21 protein-coding genes and 1 riboswitch are annotated in these 20,334 nt (G+C 74.1%); of the genes, 4 read left to right on the top strand and 17 right to left on the bottom strand.

Annotated features, from left to right (window positions below):
- Window positions 1-10 precede the first annotated feature (10 nt).
- The 4 genes from ACWGN5_RS24300 to ACWGN5_RS24285 form a co-directional block, all read right to left on the bottom strand.
- A complete protein-coding gene (locus tag ACWGN5_RS24300; RefSeq protein ID WP_453518656.1) occupies window positions 11-877 on the bottom strand; it encodes an alpha/beta hydrolase family protein in 867 nt (288 codons plus the stop codon).
- Window positions 874-1,413 (bottom strand): hypothetical protein, encoded by a 540-nt coding sequence (locus ACWGN5_RS24295; protein ID WP_453518654.1) that lies wholly within the window; start codon window positions 1,411-1,413, stop codon window positions 874-876. The genes ACWGN5_RS24300 and ACWGN5_RS24295 overlap by 4 nt, the downstream gene beginning before the upstream one ends.
- A 109-nt stretch (window positions 1,414-1,522) precedes the next feature.
- Window positions 1,523-2,587 carry a sugar ABC transporter permease gene (locus tag ACWGN5_RS24290; RefSeq protein ID WP_453518652.1) on the bottom strand — a complete coding sequence of 355 codons (1,065 nt, stop codon included), beginning with the start codon at window positions 2,585-2,587 and terminating at the stop codon, window positions 1,523-1,525.
- Window positions 2,580-3,854 carry an MFS transporter gene (locus tag ACWGN5_RS24285; protein ID WP_453518730.1) on the bottom strand — a complete coding sequence of 425 codons (1,275 nt, stop codon included), beginning with the start codon at window positions 3,852-3,854 and terminating at the stop codon, window positions 2,580-2,582. The genes ACWGN5_RS24290 and ACWGN5_RS24285 overlap by 8 nt, the downstream gene beginning before the upstream one ends.
- 220 nt (window positions 3,855-4,074) lie before the next feature.
- Here ACWGN5_RS24285 and ACWGN5_RS24280 point away from each other — a divergent pair, with 220 nt between their 5' ends.
- Together ACWGN5_RS24280 and ACWGN5_RS24275 are read left to right on the top strand one after the other, a co-directional pair.
- Entirely contained in the window at window positions 4,075-4,833 is a 759-nt protein-coding gene (locus ACWGN5_RS24280; RefSeq protein WP_453518649.1) for a hypothetical protein, read from the top strand.
- A 132-nt stretch (window positions 4,834-4,965) separates the two neighbouring features.
- On the top strand, window positions 4,966-5,679 hold the full coding sequence (locus ACWGN5_RS24275; protein WP_453518648.1) for a sigma-70 family RNA polymerase sigma factor: 714 nt from the start codon (window positions 4,966-4,968) through the stop codon (window positions 5,677-5,679).
- A gap of 79 nt (window positions 5,680-5,758) precedes the next feature.
- On the opposite strand, the gene ACWGN5_RS24270 is transcribed toward ACWGN5_RS24275, so the two are convergent.
- Window positions 5,759-7,303, bottom strand: a complete 1,545-nt coding sequence (locus ACWGN5_RS24270; protein ID WP_453518646.1) for an MFS transporter — start codon at window positions 7,301-7,303, stop codon at window positions 5,759-5,761.
- 150 nt (window positions 7,304-7,453) lie between these two features.
- Here ACWGN5_RS24270 and ACWGN5_RS24265 point away from each other — a divergent pair, with 150 nt between their 5' ends.
- Complete coding sequence (locus ACWGN5_RS24265; RefSeq protein WP_453518644.1) at window positions 7,454-8,179, top strand: TetR/AcrR family transcriptional regulator C-terminal domain-containing protein; 726 nt, start codon at window positions 7,454-7,456, stop codon at window positions 8,177-8,179.
- Here ACWGN5_RS24265 and ACWGN5_RS24260 read toward each other — a convergent pair.
- From ACWGN5_RS24260 to ACWGN5_RS24225, 8 genes are all read right to left on the bottom strand, one after another.
- Window positions 8,128-9,666 carry an MFS transporter gene (locus tag ACWGN5_RS24260; RefSeq protein WP_453518642.1) on the bottom strand — a complete coding sequence of 513 codons (1,539 nt, stop codon included), beginning with the start codon at window positions 9,664-9,666 and terminating at the stop codon, window positions 8,128-8,130. The two genes, ACWGN5_RS24265 and ACWGN5_RS24260, sit on opposite strands and share 52 nt — an antisense overlap.
- A gap of 90 nt (window positions 9,667-9,756) precedes the next feature.
- The gene (locus tag ACWGN5_RS24255) at window positions 9,757-10,119 is read right to left on the bottom strand and encodes an ArsR/SmtB family transcription factor (RefSeq protein ID WP_453518639.1); all 363 of its coding nucleotides are present in this window, start codon (window positions 10,117-10,119) and stop codon (window positions 9,757-9,759) included.
- Window positions 10,104-10,916: an ABC transporter ATP-binding protein gene (locus tag ACWGN5_RS24250; protein ID WP_453518636.1), complete on the bottom strand. Its 813-nt coding sequence runs from the start codon at window positions 10,914-10,916 to the stop codon at window positions 10,104-10,106. Before ACWGN5_RS24250 ends, ACWGN5_RS24255 begins: the two co-directional genes overlap by 16 nt.
- Window positions 10,913-11,950, bottom strand: a complete 1,038-nt coding sequence (locus ACWGN5_RS24245; RefSeq protein ID WP_453518634.1) for a FecCD family ABC transporter permease — start codon at window positions 11,948-11,950, stop codon at window positions 10,913-10,915. Before ACWGN5_RS24245 ends, ACWGN5_RS24250 begins: the two co-directional genes overlap by 4 nt.
- Window positions 11,947-12,993 carry an ABC transporter substrate-binding protein gene (locus ACWGN5_RS24240; protein WP_453518631.1) on the bottom strand — a complete coding sequence of 349 codons (1,047 nt, stop codon included), beginning with the start codon at window positions 12,991-12,993 and terminating at the stop codon, window positions 11,947-11,949. The genes ACWGN5_RS24245 and ACWGN5_RS24240 overlap by 4 nt, the downstream gene beginning before the upstream one ends.
- Before the next feature lie 81 nt (window positions 12,994-13,074).
- Window positions 13,075-13,252: riboswitch (cobalamin riboswitch) on the bottom strand.
- Window positions 13,253-13,302: 50 nt separating this feature from the next.
- On the bottom strand, window positions 13,303-13,509 hold the full coding sequence (locus ACWGN5_RS24235) for a cold-shock protein (RefSeq protein ID WP_369147322.1): 207 nt from the start codon (window positions 13,507-13,509) through the stop codon (window positions 13,303-13,305).
- A 254-nt stretch (window positions 13,510-13,763) separates the two neighbouring features.
- The gene (locus ACWGN5_RS24230; RefSeq protein ID WP_453518629.1) at window positions 13,764-14,492 is read right to left on the bottom strand and encodes a DJ-1/PfpI family protein; all 729 of its coding nucleotides are present in this window, start codon (window positions 14,490-14,492) and stop codon (window positions 13,764-13,766) included.
- Between the two features lie 89 nt (window positions 14,493-14,581).
- Window positions 14,582-15,175 (bottom strand): TetR family transcriptional regulator, encoded by a 594-nt coding sequence (locus ACWGN5_RS24225; RefSeq protein WP_453518627.1) that lies wholly within the window; start codon window positions 15,173-15,175, stop codon window positions 14,582-14,584.
- Window positions 15,176-15,313: 138 nt separating this feature from the next.
- On the opposite strand from ACWGN5_RS24225, the gene ACWGN5_RS24220 reads away from it, so the two are divergent.
- Window positions 15,314-16,486, top strand: a complete 1,173-nt coding sequence (locus tag ACWGN5_RS24220; protein WP_453518626.1) for an alkane 1-monooxygenase — start codon at window positions 15,314-15,316, stop codon at window positions 16,484-16,486.
- Window positions 16,487-16,543: 57 nt separating this feature from the next.
- Here the strand turns inward: ACWGN5_RS24220 and rfbA are convergent, their stop codons facing one another.
- Genes rfbA through ACWGN5_RS24200 form a run of 4 tightly spaced genes read right to left on the bottom strand, consistent with a single transcriptional unit; the run spans window position 16,544 to window position 20,327 of the window.
- Window positions 16,544-17,413, bottom strand: a complete 870-nt coding sequence (rfbA, locus tag ACWGN5_RS24215; protein ID WP_453518623.1) for a glucose-1-phosphate thymidylyltransferase RfbA — start codon at window positions 17,411-17,413, stop codon at window positions 16,544-16,546.
- A 51-nt stretch (window positions 17,414-17,464) separates the two neighbouring features.
- Window positions 17,465-18,445: a Gfo/Idh/MocA family protein gene (locus tag ACWGN5_RS24210; RefSeq protein ID WP_453518621.1), complete on the bottom strand. Its 981-nt coding sequence runs from the start codon at window positions 18,443-18,445 to the stop codon at window positions 17,465-17,467.
- Window positions 18,442-19,839 (bottom strand): NDP-hexose 2,3-dehydratase family protein, encoded by a 1,398-nt coding sequence (locus ACWGN5_RS24205; RefSeq protein ID WP_453518618.1) that lies wholly within the window; start codon window positions 19,837-19,839, stop codon window positions 18,442-18,444. The genes ACWGN5_RS24210 and ACWGN5_RS24205 overlap by 4 nt, the downstream gene beginning before the upstream one ends.
- Window positions 19,836-20,327: a nuclear transport factor 2 family protein gene (locus ACWGN5_RS24200; RefSeq protein WP_453518617.1), complete on the bottom strand. Its 492-nt coding sequence runs from the start codon at window positions 20,325-20,327 to the stop codon at window positions 19,836-19,838. The genes ACWGN5_RS24205 and ACWGN5_RS24200 overlap by 4 nt, the downstream gene beginning before the upstream one ends.
- Between the last annotated feature and the right edge of the window lie 7 nt (window positions 20,328-20,334).

The raw sequence follows: 20,334 nt of genomic DNA, 5'->3' as shown, positions 1-20,334 counted from the left end.
CTTCCCGGCCTCAGGCGAGGTGCTGCGCGAAGAAGGCGGCGGCCTCCCCGCCCACCCGGTCACGGACCGCCGGGTCGGCAGGTTCCGGCAGGAAGAAGTCCTCGTGGCGGACGTCGGGGCCCGCCGAGCGGCCACTCGCCCCGGGGATGTGGTCCAGGTAGGGGCGGGTGTCGACCTCGTAGGGGTTGACCGTGTCCGCTCCACCCCAGCGGATGCCCACCGGCACCCGCACGGCCGCCAGGCTCTCGCGCGTCACGAGACCGCCGACTCCGGGGGCCACTTGGAAGACCGCCCGGACGCGGGGATCCGAGAGGTCCGCCCCGGCGTCGTCGAGCGCGTGCCGCAACGACTCGTCCGGCGGGTACTTCTTCCGCAGCGCCTCCAGTGCGCCGGGGAACTCGGGAATCTCCGGCAGGGGCACCGCCCCCGTCATCACCGCCCACAGGATCTGCGGATCGACACGAACGCCGGCGAGTGCCGCCGCCGTGTAGCCGCCCAGGGAGAACCCGGCCGCGCCGACCGGCCCCAGGGGCTGCTCGCGAGCCAGCACGTCGAGGACGAAGGAGACGTCGCGGGGCCGTTCCCACACGTGCAGAAAGCCTTCCGGCTCGTAGCCGTCGACGAAGTTGTTGCCGTGGTGGTCCAGGGCCACGACCCGGTAACCGGCCTCGCGGAGCGGCCCCACCAACCACTCCATCCGGCTGCCGGAACCTCCGGTGCCGTGCGAGACGACGACCAGGGGAGCGGGCGGAGCCGGCGGATGGTCCGGTTCCCACAGGTAGACACGGACGGGTCTCGGACGCGCCGGATCCCGCAGGTCAATGCGGGACTCGTCGTACAGGACGCGTATCAGCGGCCGCTGCCCGGAGATCGTCATGGCGACATCGTAGGTTCGTCCGGGTGGCCGGTTCGGCGGCCCACCAACAGCGAGACCCCGCACAGGCCGCCGACCAGCCAGCTCGTCATCATCCACGTTCCCCAGCCGAAGCCGAGCGTCACGACGAAGGCGACGAACGCCGCCGTGAGGCCGGCCACGGCGGCCCGCCGCAGACCGGTGCCGGCGTCCCACTCGCGGCGCAGCAGGCCGGAGCGGCGCCATGCCCGCCACAGGAAGACACCGGCGACGAGCGCCTCCACCACGACGAACCCGACGGGAGGCACGGGCATCTCCTCCGGCCCCTCCTCGCCGCGCCACAGACCGACGGTCCCGGAGACCAGGACGACGGGACCGACCAGGGCGAACACCCCCGCCAGGACCCGGAGGAAGCCGACGCCCGGGGTCGGCGTCCCGGCGCCCCCGAACGGCGAGGCCGCGCGGGACATCACGTGCAGGCGGCGGGCCGCACCCCGGAAGTCCGTCGCGACGACCCAGCCGAAGACCGTCGCGAACACCCCCCAGACCAGCGGAAACATCACGCCCCCCTTTCACCGGCACCCCATGCGCCGCGGGCACGCTAGCCGGGGTCCGCGGGCGTCCGTCATGCCGGATCCCGGCAAGGTGCGGACGGCCCCCCTGCCGGGTCTACACCTCCCTGAGGTCGACGTGGCCGCGCAGGGCGGCGAGGCCGAGGGCCAGGAAGAAGTCGCCCCAGACGAGGGCGTGACGGACGGCCGTGTCCGAGGCCGCGTCGTAGCAGCCGTCCCGCAGCGTCCCGTCCGGGGTGAGGTGGGTCGTGGTCAGGTGGCGGAGGACGTCCTCGGCGCGCCTGCGGTACGCGGCGGCTTCCGGTACGGGCAGCAGCCCCAGCTTCAGCAGGGCGACCGCGCCGATCGCCGCGGCCGAGGTGTCGACGGGACCGTCCGGGTGGTGGACGCGGGCGGGCGGGACCAGAGGGCCCGACAGGAACTCACCTTCCCCTACGAGTAGTTCGACCGCCTCGCGCAATCGCTCCGGTCGCCAGACCTCCTTCCCCGCGCGGAGCAGCGCGTCGGCGACCGCCAGGAGCAGCCACGCCTCGCCCCTCGTCCAGCCCGCCTCCGGCTCAGGAGACGTCTGCCAGCCGGAGCCCGTCGTGAACTCCCATGCCGGGACGGGGCGTTCGGCGCCCTCGCCGCCCAGGCACAGGTCCAGGTGGCGGTGGAGGTGGCCGGCCGCCGCCGCTTCCCCCTCGGGGCCGGCGGAGGCGAGCAGCGGGACCAGGCCGGGGACGCCGTCCGCGCGGGCGCGCTGCCGCGGGCCGCCGAGGGCCGCTCCCCAGGGGACGAGCCCGAGGGCCGGGTCGTACGCGGCGAGGGCCGACCGGGCCGCCCGCGTACGCAGGAGTCCGGCGTCCGTGTCGTCGCCGAGTGCCGTTCCGTACCAGAGGATCAGGCCCCTGGTCGCGGTGTCCGCCTCCGCCCAGGGCGCCAGCCGGGCCGTGCAGACGGCCGCCGCCGTGCGGTCGGCGGACGTGCCCGTGTGGCGGGCCCGCAGCCACAGCAGCCCGGCCCAGAACCCTCCGGCCCACGAGCCCCGGCCGGTCGTGGTCCAGCGTCCGTCGCCGGGATCCGCGTACAACGGGAAGCGCTCCCCCACCTGTCGTGCCGTCTCCCCGACCCGGCGGAGCACCGTCGCCAACGCCTCGTCCGCCCAGTGCCGTTCAGCCATGACTGCTCCGGCCGTCCCTGACCGCCCAGACCAGCGCGACCGCCCCGGCCACGGCGAACTCCGCGGCCACCAGGCCCCAGCCCGTCCCGTACCGGCCGCTCTCCGCGAGTCGCCCGAACAACGGCGGCCCCAGGGCGAACCCGGCGAAGAATCCGGCGGCCACCCGCGCCGAGTCCCGGCCCGCCCGGCGCGGCGCGGAACGCTGGAGGACCAGGACCATCGAGACGGCGTTGCCGGACACCGCGAACACGCCCACCGCCACCGCGGCCGCCCAGACCAGCGGTTCCGCGTACGGGGCGGCGACCAGGAGCCCCGCCGCGCCCACCGCACCGGCCGCGAGCCCTCCCGGCAGCCACTCGGCACGACCGGGCGCGGCCACCCGCGACCACCCGATCCGGCCCGCGATGCCGGCCACGCCGAGGACGGCGAGCAGCGCGCCCGCCACCGCCGGGCCCATGCCGAGGCGCTGGACGCCGAAGAGCACGAGGTACGTGTTCACGGACGCGATCCCCGCGCCGAGGAAGAGCGAGAACCCCGTCAGCCACACCACGTGGGCCGCGCCGGCCCCGGCCCCGTCGGCCACACCTGTACGCGCGCCCGCACTCGTCCGTGTACCCGTGCCCGTGCCCGCGCCCGCAGTCGTACCCGCGCCCGCGCCAGCGCCCGTTCCTGTACTCGCGCCCGCGCCCGCGCCTGCACTCGGGCCCCCGGCCGTGCCCGTACTCGTACCCGTGCCCGCGTCCGTACTCGTACGCCTGCCGTCCGGCAGCGATCGCCACGCCCACACCGCCGCCAGGAGTGCCCCGCCCGCCGCCACCCCGACCGCGCCCCGCCAGCCGACGAGGCCTGCGGCCGTCGCGAGGGGCAGGCCGGCGGCGAAGGCCCCCAGCTGCACGCCGGACTGCTTCGTCCCCGTCACCGCACCCCGCCGGGCGGCGGGCACCGCGGCCAGGATCGCCTTGTTCGTCGCCGGGTTGGCGAGCGCCTGCGGCACACCGCCGAGCGTGGCGGCGGCGAGCAGCAGGCCGGGGCCCGGGGCCGCGCAGACGAGTCCGAGGGCCGCCGCCGAGAGCACGAGCAGGGCGACCAGGGAGCGTCGCGGGCCGGCCCGGTCGACGATCCGGCCGCCGAGGGGCGAGAGCACGGCCGCCGTGCCGAACCCGACGGTCGTCGTCAGGCCCAGCTCCGTCTCCGAGACGCCGAGTCGTTCGACGAGCCGAGGACCGAGCGCGCCCAGCAGGAACAGCTGCATCATCGAGAACGCCATGGCGGTCGTGAGCAGCGCGGTCAGTCCCCGGGGCGTGCCGCGTCCGCGCTCGGGCGGAGCCTCCGCCGCCGTCCTCTCCAGCCTCACACGTCTCCCCTTCCGGCGACGGTCGAGGCCCGGACGCGTCGGCCGTCGACCGGAGAAGTCGGCCGGGACGGCGCGGGAGTTCCCGGGGCGCTCTTGTGGGACGTACGGAACGGGGTGCGAGGATGGGCCCGCCATGACACCAGGCCGATGCTCCCGCTCCGTGCGCGCCGCGATGTTCGCGGCCGTCTGCGTGCTGCTCGCGGCCACCGGCCACATCCTCATGTCGGGCCAGGCCGTGCCCGGCAGGACGCTCGGTGCGGCCCTCGTCGGTACGGCGGTGGGCGCGTGGCTCCTGGGCGGGCGGGAGCGCGGACTTCTGGCCGTGACCTCGGCCGCCGTCGCCTTCCAGTCCGTACTGCACCTCGCCTTCTCGTGGTCGCAGACGTCCGTCGCCGCGCCCGGGACGCGTCAGCCCGCCATGGCTCACCTGGCCATGAATCACTCGGCCATGGGCCACTCGGGCATGAACCCCTCGGTCATGGACCACGCCGCCATGGGTCATATGGCGATGGATCACATGGCCATGGGTCATGCCTCCATGGGCCACATGGCGGCCATGTCGTCCACCGTCGCGCCGTCCACCGCCATGCCCTCCGGGCACGACATAACGGACATGACCTCCTCGGCCGGCATGCTCGCCGCCCACCTTCTCGCCGCGCTGCTCAGCGGCCTCTGGCTCGCGTACGGCGAGCGGGCCGCGTTCCGTCTGCTGCGCGCCGCGCCCGCCCGGCTCTTCCGGCCCCTGCGGCTGCTCCTCGCGGTGCTGCCCGTGGCCGTGGACCGGCCTCGGGTCCGGCGCGCGCGGACCGGTGACGGGCGGCTCCCCCGGCGTCTCCTCCTCGCACGCGCGCTGCTCACCAGAGGGCCTCCTCGGGCGATCGCTGTCTTCTGACAGCCGGATCCCCGGGGGCGACGGACCCGTTCCTCGCCCCGGGCATCGGCCTGCCCATCGGCAGGCCGTACGACTCAGCGGCGGCGCCCGATCGGCGCGCCGGACCCCTCTTGCCCGTAAGGACATGCGGCGATGACTCCTGCCCAGACCACCTCTGCCCCCCTCACCCTTGTGAATGCGCGCACAAGCTCCCCGCGTGCAAGCTCCTCGCGCACAGGCTCCCCGCGCCCAAGCTCCCCGCGCACCGCGCCCTCGGCCGAGAGCGACGCGGCGACCACCCGCCTCGCCCTGGCCGCCCGGGACGGCGGGCGTTCGCACGCCGATCAGTTCGTGCGCGCGCTGCACCGGGACGTCTGGCGGTACGTGGCGTACCTCAGCGCCGACCGGCAGGCGGCCGACGACCTCACCCAGGAGGTCTTCCTGCGGGCGCTCACCGCGCTCCCCCGTTTCGAGGGGCGCTCCTCCGCCCGCACCTGGCTGCTCTCCATCGCCCGCCGCACGGTCGTGGACAGTCTGCGGCGCGCCGCGGCCCGGCCCAGGCTGTCGGACCAGGACGACTGGCAGGCGGCGGCCGAGCGGGCGCAGCCCCGCGGGCTCCCCGGCTTCGAGGACGGCATCGCGCTCGCGGAGCTCCTGGGGGAGATCCCGGAGGAACGCCGGGAGGCCTTCGTGCTGACCCAACTCCTGGGTCTCTCCTACGCGGAGGCCGCCGAGACGGCCGGCTGTCCGGTCGGCACGATACGGTCCCGGGTCGCCCGTGCCCGAGCGTCCCTCATCACGCTCCTGACGACGGATCAGGTGATCGCGGGCGGGTCGCTCGCGGCCGGCACGGCCGCGATGAACTGAGCGACCGCCTCGGCCGTGCCGGGGCAGACGGAAGAGCCGGCACCCCTGGGGGTACCGGCTCTTCCGTGGGGGCCGGGGGTCAGGCGACGAGTTCCTTCCCCTCGGCCTCCCCGGTCTTGTCGGTCTTGTCGGTCTCGTCGGTCTCGCCCTTCTCGTCGGCGCCGGCGGCGGACTTGGTGTCCCGCATGACCAGCGTGGCGAGGACGGCCGCCGCGAGGACTCCGATGGCGCTGATGGTGAAGGTGGTGGACATCGAGGAGGTGAAGGCGTCCCGGGCGGCGGTGATCAGTCCGGTGTCGCCCTGGGCGGCGGCCAGGGCGCCGCCGATGGACTGCTTGGCCTGCTCGGGGGCGTCGGCCGGCATCTCGGAGGAGTAGGTGCTGGTGAGGAGCGAGCCGAGGATGGCGATGCCGAGGGCGGTGCCGGCCTGCTGGATGGTGTCGTTGAGGGCGGAGCCGACGCCGGCCTTCTCCGCGGGGATGGTGCTCATCAGCGCGCCGACGGCGGCCGGCATCGCGAGGCCGGCGCCGAGGCCGAGCAGGCCGAGGGCGATGGCCGGGACGGTGAAGCCGGAGTGGGCGTCGACGGTGGTGAGCAGGGCGAAGGAGGCGGCCATGACGAGCATGCCGGCGAGGATCAGGAGCCGGTTGCCGATCTTGGCGGCGAGGCCGGCGCCGGCGCCGTTGCCGATGAGGGCGGCGACGGCGAGCGGGACGAAGGCGAGACCGGCCTTGACGGGCGAGTAGCCGAGGACGAACTGCAGGTACTGGGTGAGGACGAGGAGCAGTCCGCCGTTGCCGATCTGGACGAGGGTCAGCGAGAGCGAACCGCCGCTGAAGTTGCGGTGCTTGAAGAGGACCAGCGGCACCATCGGCTCGGGGGTGACGTTCTCCCAGATCACGAACCCGGCGAGGGCGACGACCGCGACGGCCAGGGTGAGGAGCGAGCGGCCCTCGAAGGCGCCGTGCTGCGGGATCTCGATGATCCACCAGATCAGGGCGGTCATGCCGACGACGGAGAGGATCGCGCCGAGCGGGTCGGGCTTCTGCCAGGGGCCCTTGGACTCGGGCATCAGGGTGAGGGCGGCGAGGACGGCGAGGGCGACGACCGGGACGTTGATGAAGAAGATCGAGTGCCAGGAGAAGTGGTCGATCAGGACGCCGCCGAGGACGGGGCTGCCGACGAGGCCGAGCATGGACACGGAACCCCAGGCGGCCATGGCACGGGGCCGCTCGTCCTCGTCGAAGACGGTGATGAGGATGGAGAGCGTCGAGGGCATGATCAGCGCGCCGCCGACGCCCATGGTGATGCGGGCGGCGATGACCTCGCCGGGGCTGGTGCAGACCGTCGCGGCCAGTGAGGCCGCGCCGAACAGCAGCAGGCCCACGACCATGACCTTCCGGCGGCCGAAGCGGTCACCGAGGCTGCCCGAGGTGAGCAGGAGTCCCGCGAAGACCAGGATGTAGGAGTCCAGGATCCACTGGATGTCCTGGGCGCTCGCGCCGATGTCCGCGGTCATGGACGGGACGGCGACGGTGAGCGCCATGCTGTCGACGACCAGGACCAGGGTGCTGAGGCACAGCACGACCAGGATCCACCAGCGGCGTGGGTTGCGGGTTTCCATCGGGAGTTCCCCCTCGGGTTTCGTTCGCTCCCCTCGGAGCGCCCTTCGTTGCGAACACTGTACGCAGCTGCGCACAGTGTTCGCAACCCCGGAGACCTGTACGCTGAATGCGCACGCCGTACGCCGTGCTCGTCGCAGTGAAGGAGGACCATGGCCGCCAAGGCGAACCCCGTCCCGTCCGTGTGGGCCCGCGAGCAGGCCGCCCCCGACCAGCCCGCGCTCAGCCGGGCCGCGATCGTCCGCGAGGCCGTCGTCATGCTGGACGCCGACGGCATCGAGGCGCTCAGCATGCGCAAGCTCGGCGCCCGCCTGAACGCCGGGGCCACCTCGCTGTACCGCCACGTCGCCACCAAGGACGAGCTGATGGAGCTCGCCGTGGACGAGGTCGCCGGCGAGCTCACCGTCCCGCCCGCGGGCAGCCCCTGGCGGGCCGCCGCCACCGAGGCCGCCGAGTCCTTCCGCGCGACGGCCCTGCGCCACCCCTGGCTGTCGTCGACCCTCGGGCAGGCGGGGCTCGCCTATCTGGGCCCCAACCTGATGTCGTACTCGGAGCGGCTCGCCGCCCTGTTCACGGCCGCCGGGTTCCCCGAGCCGAGCCGGGCGATCGACACGCTCCTGTCGTACGTCATCGGCATGAGCACCACGGAGGCCGCCTGGCTCACCACGGTCGCCCGCTCCGGGGAGACCGAGGCCGGGTTCATCGCCCGTCTCATGCCCGCCGCCCAGCAGGCGGCCGCCGACCACGACCACCTCGCCGAGTCGTACGCCGAGGCCGCCACCCACGCGGCGGTCGACCCGGTCGCCACGCGGGACGCGAAGTTCGCCTACGGCCTCGACGTCGTCCTGGACGGCCTGGAGATGCGACTCCCGCGCTGACCGGAAGCACGACCGGACACACGGCCGGACAGACGTCCGGCCGCACGACCGGTCGCACGCCCGGACTCCCGCCCGGACTCCCGCCCGGACTCCCTCCCGGACTCCCGGCCCGGCGCCGACGGCCACCGCCGGTGCAGCGTGTCGATGTGGTACGCGTGCGCGTGCCGACCCCCGGCCCCGACCCCTGCCCCGGCCCCCGCCCCGGCCCCCGTCCCCGCCCCGGCCAGATGCGGGTGGCCGGCCGGGAGTTCGGGGTGGGCGTGCTCCAGCTCGGCCGGGTCCTCGCGGGGCCAGAGGCACGCCGCGCCCACGGCCCCGAGGAGGGCGAGCGCGGCGAGCACGGCCGCCGAGACGGCGGGCCCCGCCCAGGCGGCGAGCCCGCCGGCGAGCGGGTAGGCGAGCAGCCAGCAGGCGTGCGAGAGGGAGAACCGGGCCGCGAAGGCGGCCGGCAGGTCGTCCCCGGCGGCCGAGCGGCGCACCACCCGGCCGCCGGGGGTGAGGACGGCGGACCCGGCGGCGCCGACGAGCAGCCAGACCGCGAGCAGCGCGGGCCAGGACCAGGCGCCGGGCGCGGCGGTGAGCCCGAGGGCGAGGAGCACGAGGGCCCCGGGCAGGACGAAGGCCGCCCGCACCATGACGGCGCGGTCGTCCGCCCGGCGCAGGACGCGCGGCAGCAGCAGCGCCACGGCCATGGACCCGGCCCCGTAGGCGCCGAGCGCGAGGGGGACGTCACCGGCGGGGCGGCCGAGGGTGTCGCGGACCAGGAGCACGGTGTCGACGAGCACCACGGCCCCGGCCGCCGCGACGGCGAGGTCGAGGGCGAGGAGGGCCCGCAGCCGTGGGGTGGCGAGCAACAGCCGGACGCCGTAGGCGACCTTGGCGTAGAGCCGGCGCGGACCGTCCGCCTCGGGCTCCGGCGGCGCGGGCAGGGTGGTCGTCCTGACGAGGAGGGCCGAGGCCAGGAAGCCGAGGGCCGTGCCGGTGAAGAGCCAGGCGTACGGGACGATCGTGAGCAGTGCGGCGGCCAGGACGGGACTGACCAGGCTCTCCAGGTCGTAGGCGAGCCGGGAGAGGGAGAGGGCGTCCGTGTAGGCGCCTTCCTCCGGGAGCACCTGCGGGATCGTGGCCTGGAAGGCCGGGGTGAAGGCGGCGGAGGCGGCCTGGAGCAGGAGGATCAGGACGTACACCTGCCAGACCTGTGTGACGAAGGGCAGGGCGAGCACGACCGTCGCCCGCGCCAGGTCCATCGCGACGAGCAGGGTGCGCCGGGGCACGCGGTCGGCGAGGGCGCCCGCGAGCGGGGCGATCGTCACGTACGCGGCCATCTTGAGGGCGAGGGCGGTGCCGAGCACGGCGGCGGCGTCCGCCCCGGCCAGGTCGTACGCGAGGAGGCTGAGCGCCACGGTGGCGAGGCCGGTGCCCGCGAGGGCGACGACCTGCGCGCCGAAGAGGCGTCGGTAGGTGCGGTTGCGCAGGACGGACAGCATGGGGGCGCCCCCGGTCGGCGACGGCGGACGGCTGGTCGGTGCGACGCCTCCACCGTAGCCGATATGTGCACGCGTGCGCACATGTTCACGTCAGTCGTGCCAGGGCTCGCCCGTCACCTGGTGGTCCGCCCGGCTGATCGCCTCGACGACCAGGCGCTTCAGATGCCCGTCCGGCATCGCGTACACGACCCGGCGGCCGTCCTTGCGGCTCGTGACGAGCCCGCCGAGGCGCAGCTTGGCGAGGTGCTGACTGACGGCGGGCCGCGCGGCCCCGCACGCCTCGGTGAGGGCGGTGACGTCGGCCTCGCCCCGGGTGAGCACCCACAACAGATGGAGCCGGGTGGGGTCGGAGAGCAGACCGAACACCTCGGCCGCCGCCGCGAGTTCACGCGGTCCCGGGGTCCGGTCGTGCGGACGGGAGGGAGCGGCTGCGGGGTCTACGGGCTCGGGCATGGACCCACCGTACCCAGGAAGCGGATGTGGGGGCGCCCGTCGGGTCCCGGCCGGGTCACGGCGCTGCGGACCCCGTACACCTCGGCGATGAGCTCCTCGGTGAGGACCTCGTCCGGTGGGCCGCTCGCCACCACCCGGCCCCGGGCGAGGACCACGAGCCGGTCGCAGTACATCGCCGCGAGGTTGAGGTCGTGCAGGGCGACGACGGCGGTGAGGCGGAGGCCGGAGACGAGGGCGAGGAGGTCGAGCTGGTGCTGGATGTCGAGGTGGTTGGTGGGTTCGTCGAGGAGGAGTTCGCGCGGTTCCTGGGCGAGGGCGCGGGCGATCTGGACGCGCTGGCGTTCGCCGCCGGAGAGGGTGCGCCAGGGCTGCCGGGCGCGATCGGTGAGCCCGGTCCGTTCGAGGGCGGTGCGGACGGCGGTCTCGTCGGCGGCCGAGGGCGGGGTCCAGGCCCTGCGGTGCGGGATGCGGCCGAGGCGTACGACATCGGCGACGGTCAGGTCGGTCTGGGTGTCGGCCTGCTGCTCGACCGTGGCGAGGCGCCGGGCGACGGTGCGGCGGCCGAGCCCGCCGAGCGGTTCGCCGTCGAGGGTGACGACCCCCGAGTCGGGGGCGAGGACGCCGGCGAGGAGGCGCAACAGGGTGGACTTGCCCGAGCCGTTGGGCCCGAGAAGCCCGGTGACGGTGCCCGGGGCGAGGGAGACGCTGACCCCGTCGAGGACGAGGGTGTCCCCGGCCGTGCGCGAGACCCGGTCGGCGTGGAGCCCGGCGCCCGAAGAGCCGGCGGTGGTGGTCATCGCGCGCTCCTGGTGCGGTACAGGACGAGGACGAAGGCCGGGACGCCGATCAGCGAGGTCACCACGCCCACCGGCACCTCCTGCGGGTCGAGGACCGTACGCGCGAGCGTGTCGGCCCACACGAGGAACACCGCTCCGGCAAGGGCGGTGACCGGCAGGAGCCGGGCGTGCCCGGGACCCGCGAGCGCGCGGGCGGCGTGCGGCAGGACGAGGCCGACGAAGCCGATCGCCCCGGCGGCGGAGACCAGGGCGGCCGTCAGGAGCGCGGTGACGCACAGCAGGACGAGCCGGGTCCGGGCGACGGCGATGCCGAGCGAGGCGGCGGCCTCCTCGCCGAAGGCGAAGGCGTCCAGGGTCCTCGCGTACCCGCCGCAGACCAGCAGGGCGGCCGCGAGGACGCCGAGGCACAGCCACACGTCGCTCCAGCCGGCCCCGGCGAGCGAGCCGAGCAGCCAGAAGAGGACGCCCCGGGTGGTCTCGGCGTCGGCGGCGGTCATGACGACGAAGGAGGTGAGGGCGGAGAAGAGCTGCATCGCGGCGACGCCCGCGAGGACGACCCGGTCCGTGGAGCCGCCGAGGGTGTGGCTGAGCAGCAGGACGAGCGCGAAGGAGACCACCGCCCCCAGGAACGCCCCGCCGGTGACGGAGAGGACCCCGCCGCCGATGCCGAGGACGACGACCGCGACCGCGCCGGTGGAGGCGCCGGAGGAGACGCCGAGGACGAAGGGGTCGGCGAGCGGGTTGCGCAGGAGCGACTGCATCACCGCCCCGCAGACGGCGAGTCCGGCGCCGCAGACGGCGGCGAGGAGGGTACGGGGCAGCCGCAGGTCCCAGACGATCCCGTCGCGGATCGGCGAGAGGCCGGAGGCGCCGCCGCCGAGGTGGGCGGCGATCACGGAACCGGCCTCGCCGACGCCGATGTCCGCCGGGCCGATGGTGACGGCCACGGCCACGGACAGGCCGAGCAGCGCGAGCCCGGCCGCCGCCCACAGGGGCACGGTGGCGGCCGTGGTCTCCCGCCGGGTCGTCCTCACTTCGCGAGGCCGTACGAGCGGAGCGCGGCGGCCACCTTCTCGACGCCCTCGACGGTGCGGAGGGTGGGGTTCATCGCCTGGCCGCTGAGCAGGACGTACCGCTTGTGCTTCACGGCCGTCATGTTCCGGGTGACGGGGTCGGACTCCAGGAACTCGATCTTCTTCGCCGCGCTCTCGGCGGACTGCGCGCGGCGGGTCAGATCGCCGATCACGAGGACGTCCGGGTCGCGGTCCGCGACGGTCTCCCAGTTGATTTGGGGCCACTCCTCGCGGGTGTCGTCGAAGACGTTCTTCGCCCCGAGGGCGTTCGTGACGATCCCGGGTGCCCCGCAACATCCGGCCATGTAGGGCGACTTGGCGTCGGAGTACCAGTAGAGGACGGTGGCGTCGGTGAAGTCGGCCGCCGCCGTGGCCTTCGCCACCCGGGCCTTCAGCCCGGCGACGAGCTTCTCGCCGCGCTCGGGGACCCCGAACACCCGGGCCAGGTCGCGGATCTCGCCGTAGACCGTGTCCGTGGTGAGGGGGCGGGTGCGGACGCCGTCGCCGTCGCCGCTGTTGTCCTTGCCGACGCAGTCGGTCGGCGAGAGGTACGTCGGGACCCCGAGCTGCTCGAAGCGTTCGCGGGGCGCGACCCCGCCCTTGCCGAGGGTGTACGCGAACGAGGCGGCCGCGAAGTCGGGTTCGGTGTCGAGGACCTTCTCGAAGGAGGGGTAGCGGTCGGCGAGGCGCGGGACCTTGGCGTTCTCCTCCTCCAGGCCCTTGAGCACGGGGTCCGTCCAGGTCGCGGTGCCCACCATGCGGTCGGCGAGGCCGAGGGAGAGCATGATCTCCGCCGCTCCCTGGTCGAGGGCGACGGCCCGGCGCGGGGCGCGGTCGACGCGGACCTTCCGTCCGCAGTTGTCGTCGAGGGTCACGGGGTGGCCGCGCTCCGGTGCGGGCTTCGACGAGGGTGCGGAGGGCCCGCAGCCGGTCGCCGTCGCGAGGAGGACCAGGACGCCGGTGAGGGCGGGCACGGCGGAGCGGACGGGGTGTGCGAGCGGCACGGGGGACTTCCTCTGCGTCCACGGCTCATACGCGGAGCCTGTCGTACGGTGCTCCCCGGACGACCGCGTGCCGCCGGGGCCGCCAGCAGGTCTTCGGACTCGGGGTCAGCCGGACGGAGCGCCTTCCCGGGCCCGTCGTGCCGCCCAGTGGCCGATGCTCCGCCCGTCGCCCTCACCGCTGCGCGTCAGTTCCGGTCTCGCACCGGATTCCCTGACCCGTGGACGTACCCGTTCAGGTGCGTACAAAGGTGCGACTGGCCTCGGCACAGTACCACCGGCCGGCCGCCGCACCCCGGACGCCCGTCGCCGTCAGACGCGCAGCTCCTTCGCCTCGAAGCGGCCGTCGCCGAGGACCAGGACGAAGGAGACCTGCTGCCCCTCGGAGACCGTCCGCTCCTCGCTCTCGATGTCCTCGGCGCTGAAGTACACCTGCTCCTCGGAGCCCACGGGGACGACGAAGCCGTACCCGCCGAGACGGTTGAAGGACTGCACGAACCCTTTGCTTCTGCCTTCCACGGCGGCCTCCTCGTCGGCGCGGGGGGCGCGGTCGAGGGTGTCCGGCCCCGGGGGCCGTGTCCGCGCCTCAGGGGAGATGTACCCCGTCCCTCCCCCGTTCGCCACCGCCGCCGGCCGGGGCGAACCACCCCGGATGATCTCGTACAATATTCAACAGAGGCCCGCTGTCGGAGATCCCCCGTGTCCGACAGCGGGCCTCGCCGCGTCCGTCAGAGACGCGTCCGCCCGAACCCGTCCGTTCAGTGCCGGTCCGTTCAGTGCCGGTCCGGCCGGACCCAGACCGTGCCCCTCGCCTCGTACTCGAGCATGGCCTCCAGGCCGTTCGCCGCGTCGGGGCCGAGTTCCCGGCGTACGAGCCAGAGCGCGAGCTCCAGGCCCGAGGTGACACCCCCGGCGGTCACGAGGTCGCCGTCGTCCACCACCCTGGCCCCCTTCAGGACGCCGCCCTGCCGCTCCAGGTCCGGGCGGGCCTTGTGGTGGGTGGTGCAGGGGCGGCCCCGGGTGAGTCCGGCGGCGGAGAGCAGCATGACGCCGGTGCACAGGGCGCTGACGGTGAGGCCCGGCCGGACCGCCGCCGCGAGGGCGCGGGGCAGGGCGCCCCGGTCGATCTCGGCCCAGACGCCCGGGCTGTCCCGGCGCGCGTAGCCGCCGCCCGGTACGACGAGCAGGTCGGCCTCGCGCGGGGCCCAGGGGTGGTCGACGCGGACCTCGGTCCCGTAGGCGGCGGTGACGGTGCCGGGCCCGTCGACGGAGACGTACCGGACGTCCACCGGACGCTCGGAGAAGAAGCCGGCGGCGGAGAGCACCTCGTAGGGGGCGGCGAAGTCGAGTTCCTCGACGCCGTCGAAGAGCACGAGGTGGACGCGGAGCGGGCGGCGCGCCGACGGCGGCGCCGCGGGGGCGGCGTGGGCTGCGGTGCTGGTTCCCAGCGCGCCCGCGGCCCCGAGGGCGGTGGTGGCGCGGAGCAGGTTGCGGCGGTTCATGGTTCTCCCCCAGGGGATGGCAGGGCCCGACGTTCCGTGTCGCGTCGAGGCAGTCGGCCGCCACCGCCCACGGGTTCCCGACGGCCGGGTCAGGCACCGCCCGGGTAGGCGATCCGTGCCGTGATCCTGGCGATGCGCCGGGCCGACTCCTCCGGCGCGGCCACCGGCTGGACGATGTGGCTGACGGTGAGCCGCACGATCGTCTCGACGGCGAGGCCGCGGGACTCCTCGTCGACGTCGGGCCAGGCCTCGATCGCGTACGCGTCGAGCATCGCCATCGCCGTGCCGAAGACCGGTTCCGGGCGCGTGGTGAGGTAGGCGAGGAGGTCGTCCTCGCCGCCGCGCGCGGCGAGCAGGACGCTCTTGATGAGGGGGTTGTCCACGGCCTGCTGGAGCGTGTAGCCGACGCCCGCCGCCGCTGCCGCCTCCAACTCGCCCCGGTGGGCGTCGAGTTCGCGCTGGATGCCGAGGAGGAAGCCCTCCAGCTCGCGCTGGACCAGGGCGTTGCCGATGGCCTCCTTCGAGCCGAACTCGTTGTAGAGCGTCTGGCGGCTGATGCCGGCGGCCCGTGCGACGGCGGCCATGCGGAGCACGCCCCAGCCGTCGGCGGCGACGAGCCGGTAGGCGGCGTCGAGCACCTGCTCGCGCAGGAGGGACCGAACACTCTCGCGGAAACGTGTCATCGTGCCCCCACTTTATCCACCGTCCCCCCGCCGTCTTCGCACACCGGCCCCGGTCCCGCGCATTGACACCTCACCCTGAATCCGTCTATCAACTGGACAGAACGCATGTGAAGTGTCCACCTCTCCGAGGAGCCGGTCTTGGCCCTGCACAGCGACTCCCCCGAAGCCCCCGCCGCCTGGCGCGACCCCAAGCGCTGGCTCTGGCTGCTCGGCCTGCTCATCCCGGCCTTCCCCTTCCTCTCCTGGGGACTGGTGAACGCCACCGGGCTCCGGCTCTTCTGGTGGACCGGGATCCTCGTCCTGTACGTGATCTTCCCGGTCGTCGACCACCTCATCGGCAAGGACTCCGCCAACCCGCCGGACAGCGCGATCGCCCACCTGGAGAAGGACCGCTACTACCGGTGGTGCACCTACCTCTACCTCCCCCTGCAGTACGCGGGGCTCGTCCTCGGCTGCTGGCTGATCACCCGGGGCGACCTCGCCCTCGTCGACCGGATCGGGCTGACGTTCACCCTCGGCGGGGTCGCCGGCATCGCCATCAACACCGCCCACGAGCTGGGGCACAAGACGGAGGCCCTGGAGCGCAGGCTCTCCCGGATCGCGCTCGCCCAGACCTGGTACGGCCACTTCTACGTCGAGCACAACCACGGCCACCACATCCGCGTCGCCACCCCCGAGGACCCGGCGAGCGCCCGGCTCGGCGAGAGCTTCTGGCGCTTCCTGCCCCGGACCGTCCTCGGCAGCCTCACCTCGGCCTGGCGCCTGGAGAAGCGGCGGCTCGGCCGCCGGGGCCGGTCCGTGTGGAGCCCGCGGAACACGGTCCTCGGCTCCTGGGCGCTGTCGTTCCTCCTCTTCGCGGCGCTGGCGCTCGCCTTCGGGCCCGGGGTCCTGCCGTACCTCGCGGTCCAGGCGGTCTTCGGCTTCTGCCTGCTCGAAGTCATCAACTACACCGAGCACTACGGCCTCAGGCGGGAGCGGACCGCGAGCGGGCGGTACGAGCGCTGCGCCCCGCGCCACAGCTGGAACAGCGACAACGTCGCCTCCAACGTCTTCCTCTACCACCTCCAGCGGCACAGCGACCACCACGCCAACCCCACCCGGCGCTACCAGTCGCTGCGCCACTTCGACGAGGCCCCCGAGATGCCGACGGGGTACGCGGGGATGATCGTCCTCGCGTACGTGCCGCCGCTCTGGCGCCGCGTCATGGACCCCCGGGTCGTCGCCCACTACGACGGCGACGTGACCCGCGCGAACCTCCAGCCGTCCCGCCGGGCCCGCCTGCTCGCCCGGTACGGCGCCACGGCCGGCTGAGCGCTCGTCCTGGTGTGGCGTACCGGGAGCAGAGGCGTCCGTCTCGCCACGTGCGGTTCAGCCCGCTCGGGCTATCTCCATGACGTACTGGCCGTACGGGGACTTCGCGAGGCGCGCGCCGAGCCGCAGGCAGGCCTCGCGGTCGATGAAGCCCATGCGCCAGGCGACCTCCTCCAGGCAGGCGAGCCGTACGCCCTGGCGGTGCTCCAGGATCTGCACGTACTGGCCGGCCTCGGTGAGCGCGTCGTGCGTGCCGGCGTCCAGCCAGACGAACCCCCTTCCGAGGGACACCAGTTCGGCCTTGCCCCGCGCGAGGTACTCGCGGTTGACGTCGGTGATCTCCAGTTCGCCGCGCGCGGAGGGCGTGAGGTTCTTGGCGATGTCGACGACGCTGTTGTCGTAGAGGTAGAGGCCGGTGATCGCGAGGTCGGAGCGGGGGTGCTCGGGCTTCTCCTCCAGGGAGACTAGCCGCCCGTCGGCGTCGACCTCGCCGACGCCGTAGCGCTCGGGGTCGCGCACCGGGTAGCCGAAGAGGACGCAGCCGTCGACGCTCCGGGCCTTCTCCTGGAGGATCGCGGAGAAGCCGGGGCCGTGGAAGATGTTGTCGCCGAGGACGAGCGCGACGGAGTCGTCCCCGATGTGGTCGGCGGAGATGCGGAACGCCTCGGCGAGGCCGCGCGGTTCCTCCTGGACCGCGTAGCTGAGCGAGATGCCGAGCGGCGCGCCGTCGCCGAGCAGACGGCGGAAGTTGTCGATGTCGTCGGGCGAGGAGATGATCTGGATGTCGCGGATGCCGGCGAGCATCAGCACCGACAGCGGGTAGTAGATCATCGGCTTGTCGTAGACCGGCAGCATCTGCTTGGACGTGCCGAGGGTGATCGGGTGCAGCCGGGTGCCGTGGCCTCCGGCCAGGACGATGCCTTTCACGGTTCTCTCCAGGGTCGGGGCCCCTGGTCGCGGGGCCCGGTGGGGGGTCGGTCAGGAAGGAGCCGCCCGGCGGCGGACGGCGTCGAGCAGGCGGGCCTGGCGGAGCGGGGTCTCCCGGTCGTGGGCGACGCCCGCCCCGGCGCGTACGGAGGCGGCGAAGGCGGCGACCGTGTTGCGGACCTGGTCGTCGGCGTCCAGGACGCGTTCCTCGGTGCCGGCACGGGTCTCCAGGCGGACGACCGGCCGGTGGTGCGCGGGCGGGGTGTAGGCCCGCTCGACGATGAGCCGGCCCTCGCTCCCCCACAGTTCGTACGCCGAGCGGTAGCCGTGGTCCATGCCGAAGGCGAGGTGCGCGGTCACTCCGGCGGGGGTGGCGAGCAGCGCCCCGCCTGCGGTCTCGACGCGGCTGCCGGTGCCGCGGACGAGGTGCGCGCCAAGGACGTCGAGCGCGTCGCCGAGCAGGTGCAGGGCGGCCCGCAGCGGGTAGACGCCGACGTCGCCGAGGGCGCCGCCGCCGAGCCCGGGGTCGTGCCGGATGTCGGTGGCGGGAAGCCGCGGGATGCCGAACGAGGCGTGCAGGGCGCGGAGTTCGCCGATGGCGCCGTCGGCGACGAGCTTGCGGACGTCGGTGTGGAGCCGGTGATGGACGAACATCACGTTCTCCATCAGGGCGAGCCCGGAGCGGGCCGCCAGGTCGAGCAGGGCGGCGGTCCGCTCCGGGTCGGTGGTGAGCGGCTTCTCCGCGAGGACGTGCTTGCCCGCGCGGAGCGCGGCCTCGGTCCACTCGGCGTGCAGGGCGGCGGGCAGCGGTACGTAGACGGCGTCGACGTCCTCGCGCCGCAGCAGGGCCTCGTAGCCGTGGACGGCCGCCGCTCCGTAGGGGGCGGCGGCCTCGGCGGCCTTCTCGGGGTCGCGGCTGGCGACCGCGGTGACCTCGGTCTCCGGGAGCGCGGCCATGGCGGGCATCATCCGGCGGACGGCGATGTCGGCGCAGCCGAGGACCCCGATCCGCAGGGGGGCGGCCGCGGTCATCGGGCGTGCACCGCCCGGGCGTTGAGGCAGGCGAGCAGGGTCCGGGCCTGCACGTTGAGGTAGTGGCCGTGCCGGGTCAGCGAGGTGAGCTGGGCGGCGGTCGCCCAGGCGTAGCCGGCCGGCGGGTCGGCCGGGGCCTGCTCCTCGTCGGCCTCGACGAGGAGGTAGCGGCTCTCGGCGTTGAGGAAGCGGCCGCCCTCCTCGGAGTGGACGGCCTCGTAGCGGATGCGGGAGGGGTCGGCGCCGACGACCTGGTCGAGGAAGCGGGGGCGCTCCCCGGCGGGCAGGTGGGCGTAGTTCCCGGGGGTGTACTGGACGGTGGGCGCGAGTTCGACGGTGTCGAGGAAGCCGCCCTCGACGCGGGCGTGCACGAGGTAGTGCGGGACCCCGTCGAAGGTGCGGGTGAGGAAGGCGGTGACGCCGAGGCCGACGGGTTCGATCAGCGGCTGCGTCCAGCGGGTGACCTCGCGGTTCCCGGCCTGGACGGAGACGGCGACGACCTTGAAGTGGCGGCCCTCCTCGTGCTCGATGGTCTCCTCGCCCCGCTTCCAGCCGGGCAGCTCGCGCAGCGGGACCCGCCGGGCCCGTACGTCGTGGCGGGAGCGCTCGCCGGTGAACCAGGAGAGGAGGCGTACGTCGGAGAGCAGGGCGCCGGGGGCGGTGTCCTGGTGGGGCACGCAGGACAGCACGGTCCTGGCGTCCATGTTCACGACGTTGTCCTGGTGGAGGAGTTCGCCGATCTGCCCGAGGGTGAGCCAGCAGAAGTCGTCCAGGAGGGCGACCTCGCCGGTGGTCTCGACGATCATGTTGCGGTTGGACTTCCGGAAGAACCAGGCGCCGTGCTCGGACTGGAGGGCGTCGGCGACGACGGTGCCGTGCCCGGGGTCGGTGAAGTACTCGATGTACTTCACGTCGCCGCCGCGGTGGGCCTTGGTGTAGTTGCTGCGGGTGGCCTGGACGGTCGGGGACAGCTGGAGCAGGTTGCGGTTGCCGGGCTCCATCTTCGCCTGCATGAGGAAGTGCAGGACGCCGTCGAACTCCTTGGCGAGGATGCCGAGGATGCCGACCTCGGGCTGCTTGATGACGGGCTGGTGCCAGGACTGGTAGGGGCCGTCGCCGTAGGGTCCGGCCTCCTCGACGACGTGCAGGCCCTCGACGGTGAAGAAGCGGCCGCTGCGGTGGACGAGGTTGCCGCTGTGCTCCTCGAAGGACCAGCCGTCGAGGGCGCCGAAGGGCACCCGGTCGACGCGGAAGGTGTGCGCGCGGCGACGCCCGTCGAGCCAGCCGTGGAAGTCCTCGGTGGACAGGTGGGCGCCGCGGGTGGTGGCGGCCGAGAGCGCGATCCGCTCGGCGAGCCCGGCGGGCCGGCGCGGGGTCAGGGTGGGGGCGCTCATCGGGAGTGGCCCTTCGCGCCGGGGGCCTCGCCCGCGTTCCAGACGAGGTCGAAGACGAAGGAGCGGATGCGCCAGCCCGCCGGGGTGCGGACGACGTGGGCGTCGTAGTGGCCGCCGATGGCGAAGTGGGCGGAGGGCTCGGCGGGTTCGCGGACGTGGAAGGCGGTGAGGTGGGCGCGGACCCGGGCCTCGTCGCCGTCGAGGTCGATGGCGTAGGCGCCGGTGAGGTGGTGGGTGCGGGCGAAGGTCGTGCGGGCCATCTGCTGGAAGGCGGCGAGGCCCTCCATGCCCTTGTACTCGCCCATCGGGAAGACGAGGTGGACGTCGTCGGTGAAGACCTGGCCGAACCAGTCGTCGCTGCCGCGGTCCTTGTCGAGGTGCATGGCGTACCGCTCGCACACGGCGGCTATCTCGGCACGGTCGGAGAGGGTACGGACGGTGGCGCGGAGTTCGGCGAGTTCGTCGGTCGCGGTCGTGGTCGTGGTCATGGTGGGT

The organism is Streptomyces sp. NPDC055815 (genome assembly GCF_053616475.1).
Note: the sequence above shows the minus strand (reverse complement) of the source record. Positions and strands in the feature narration are given on the sequence as shown.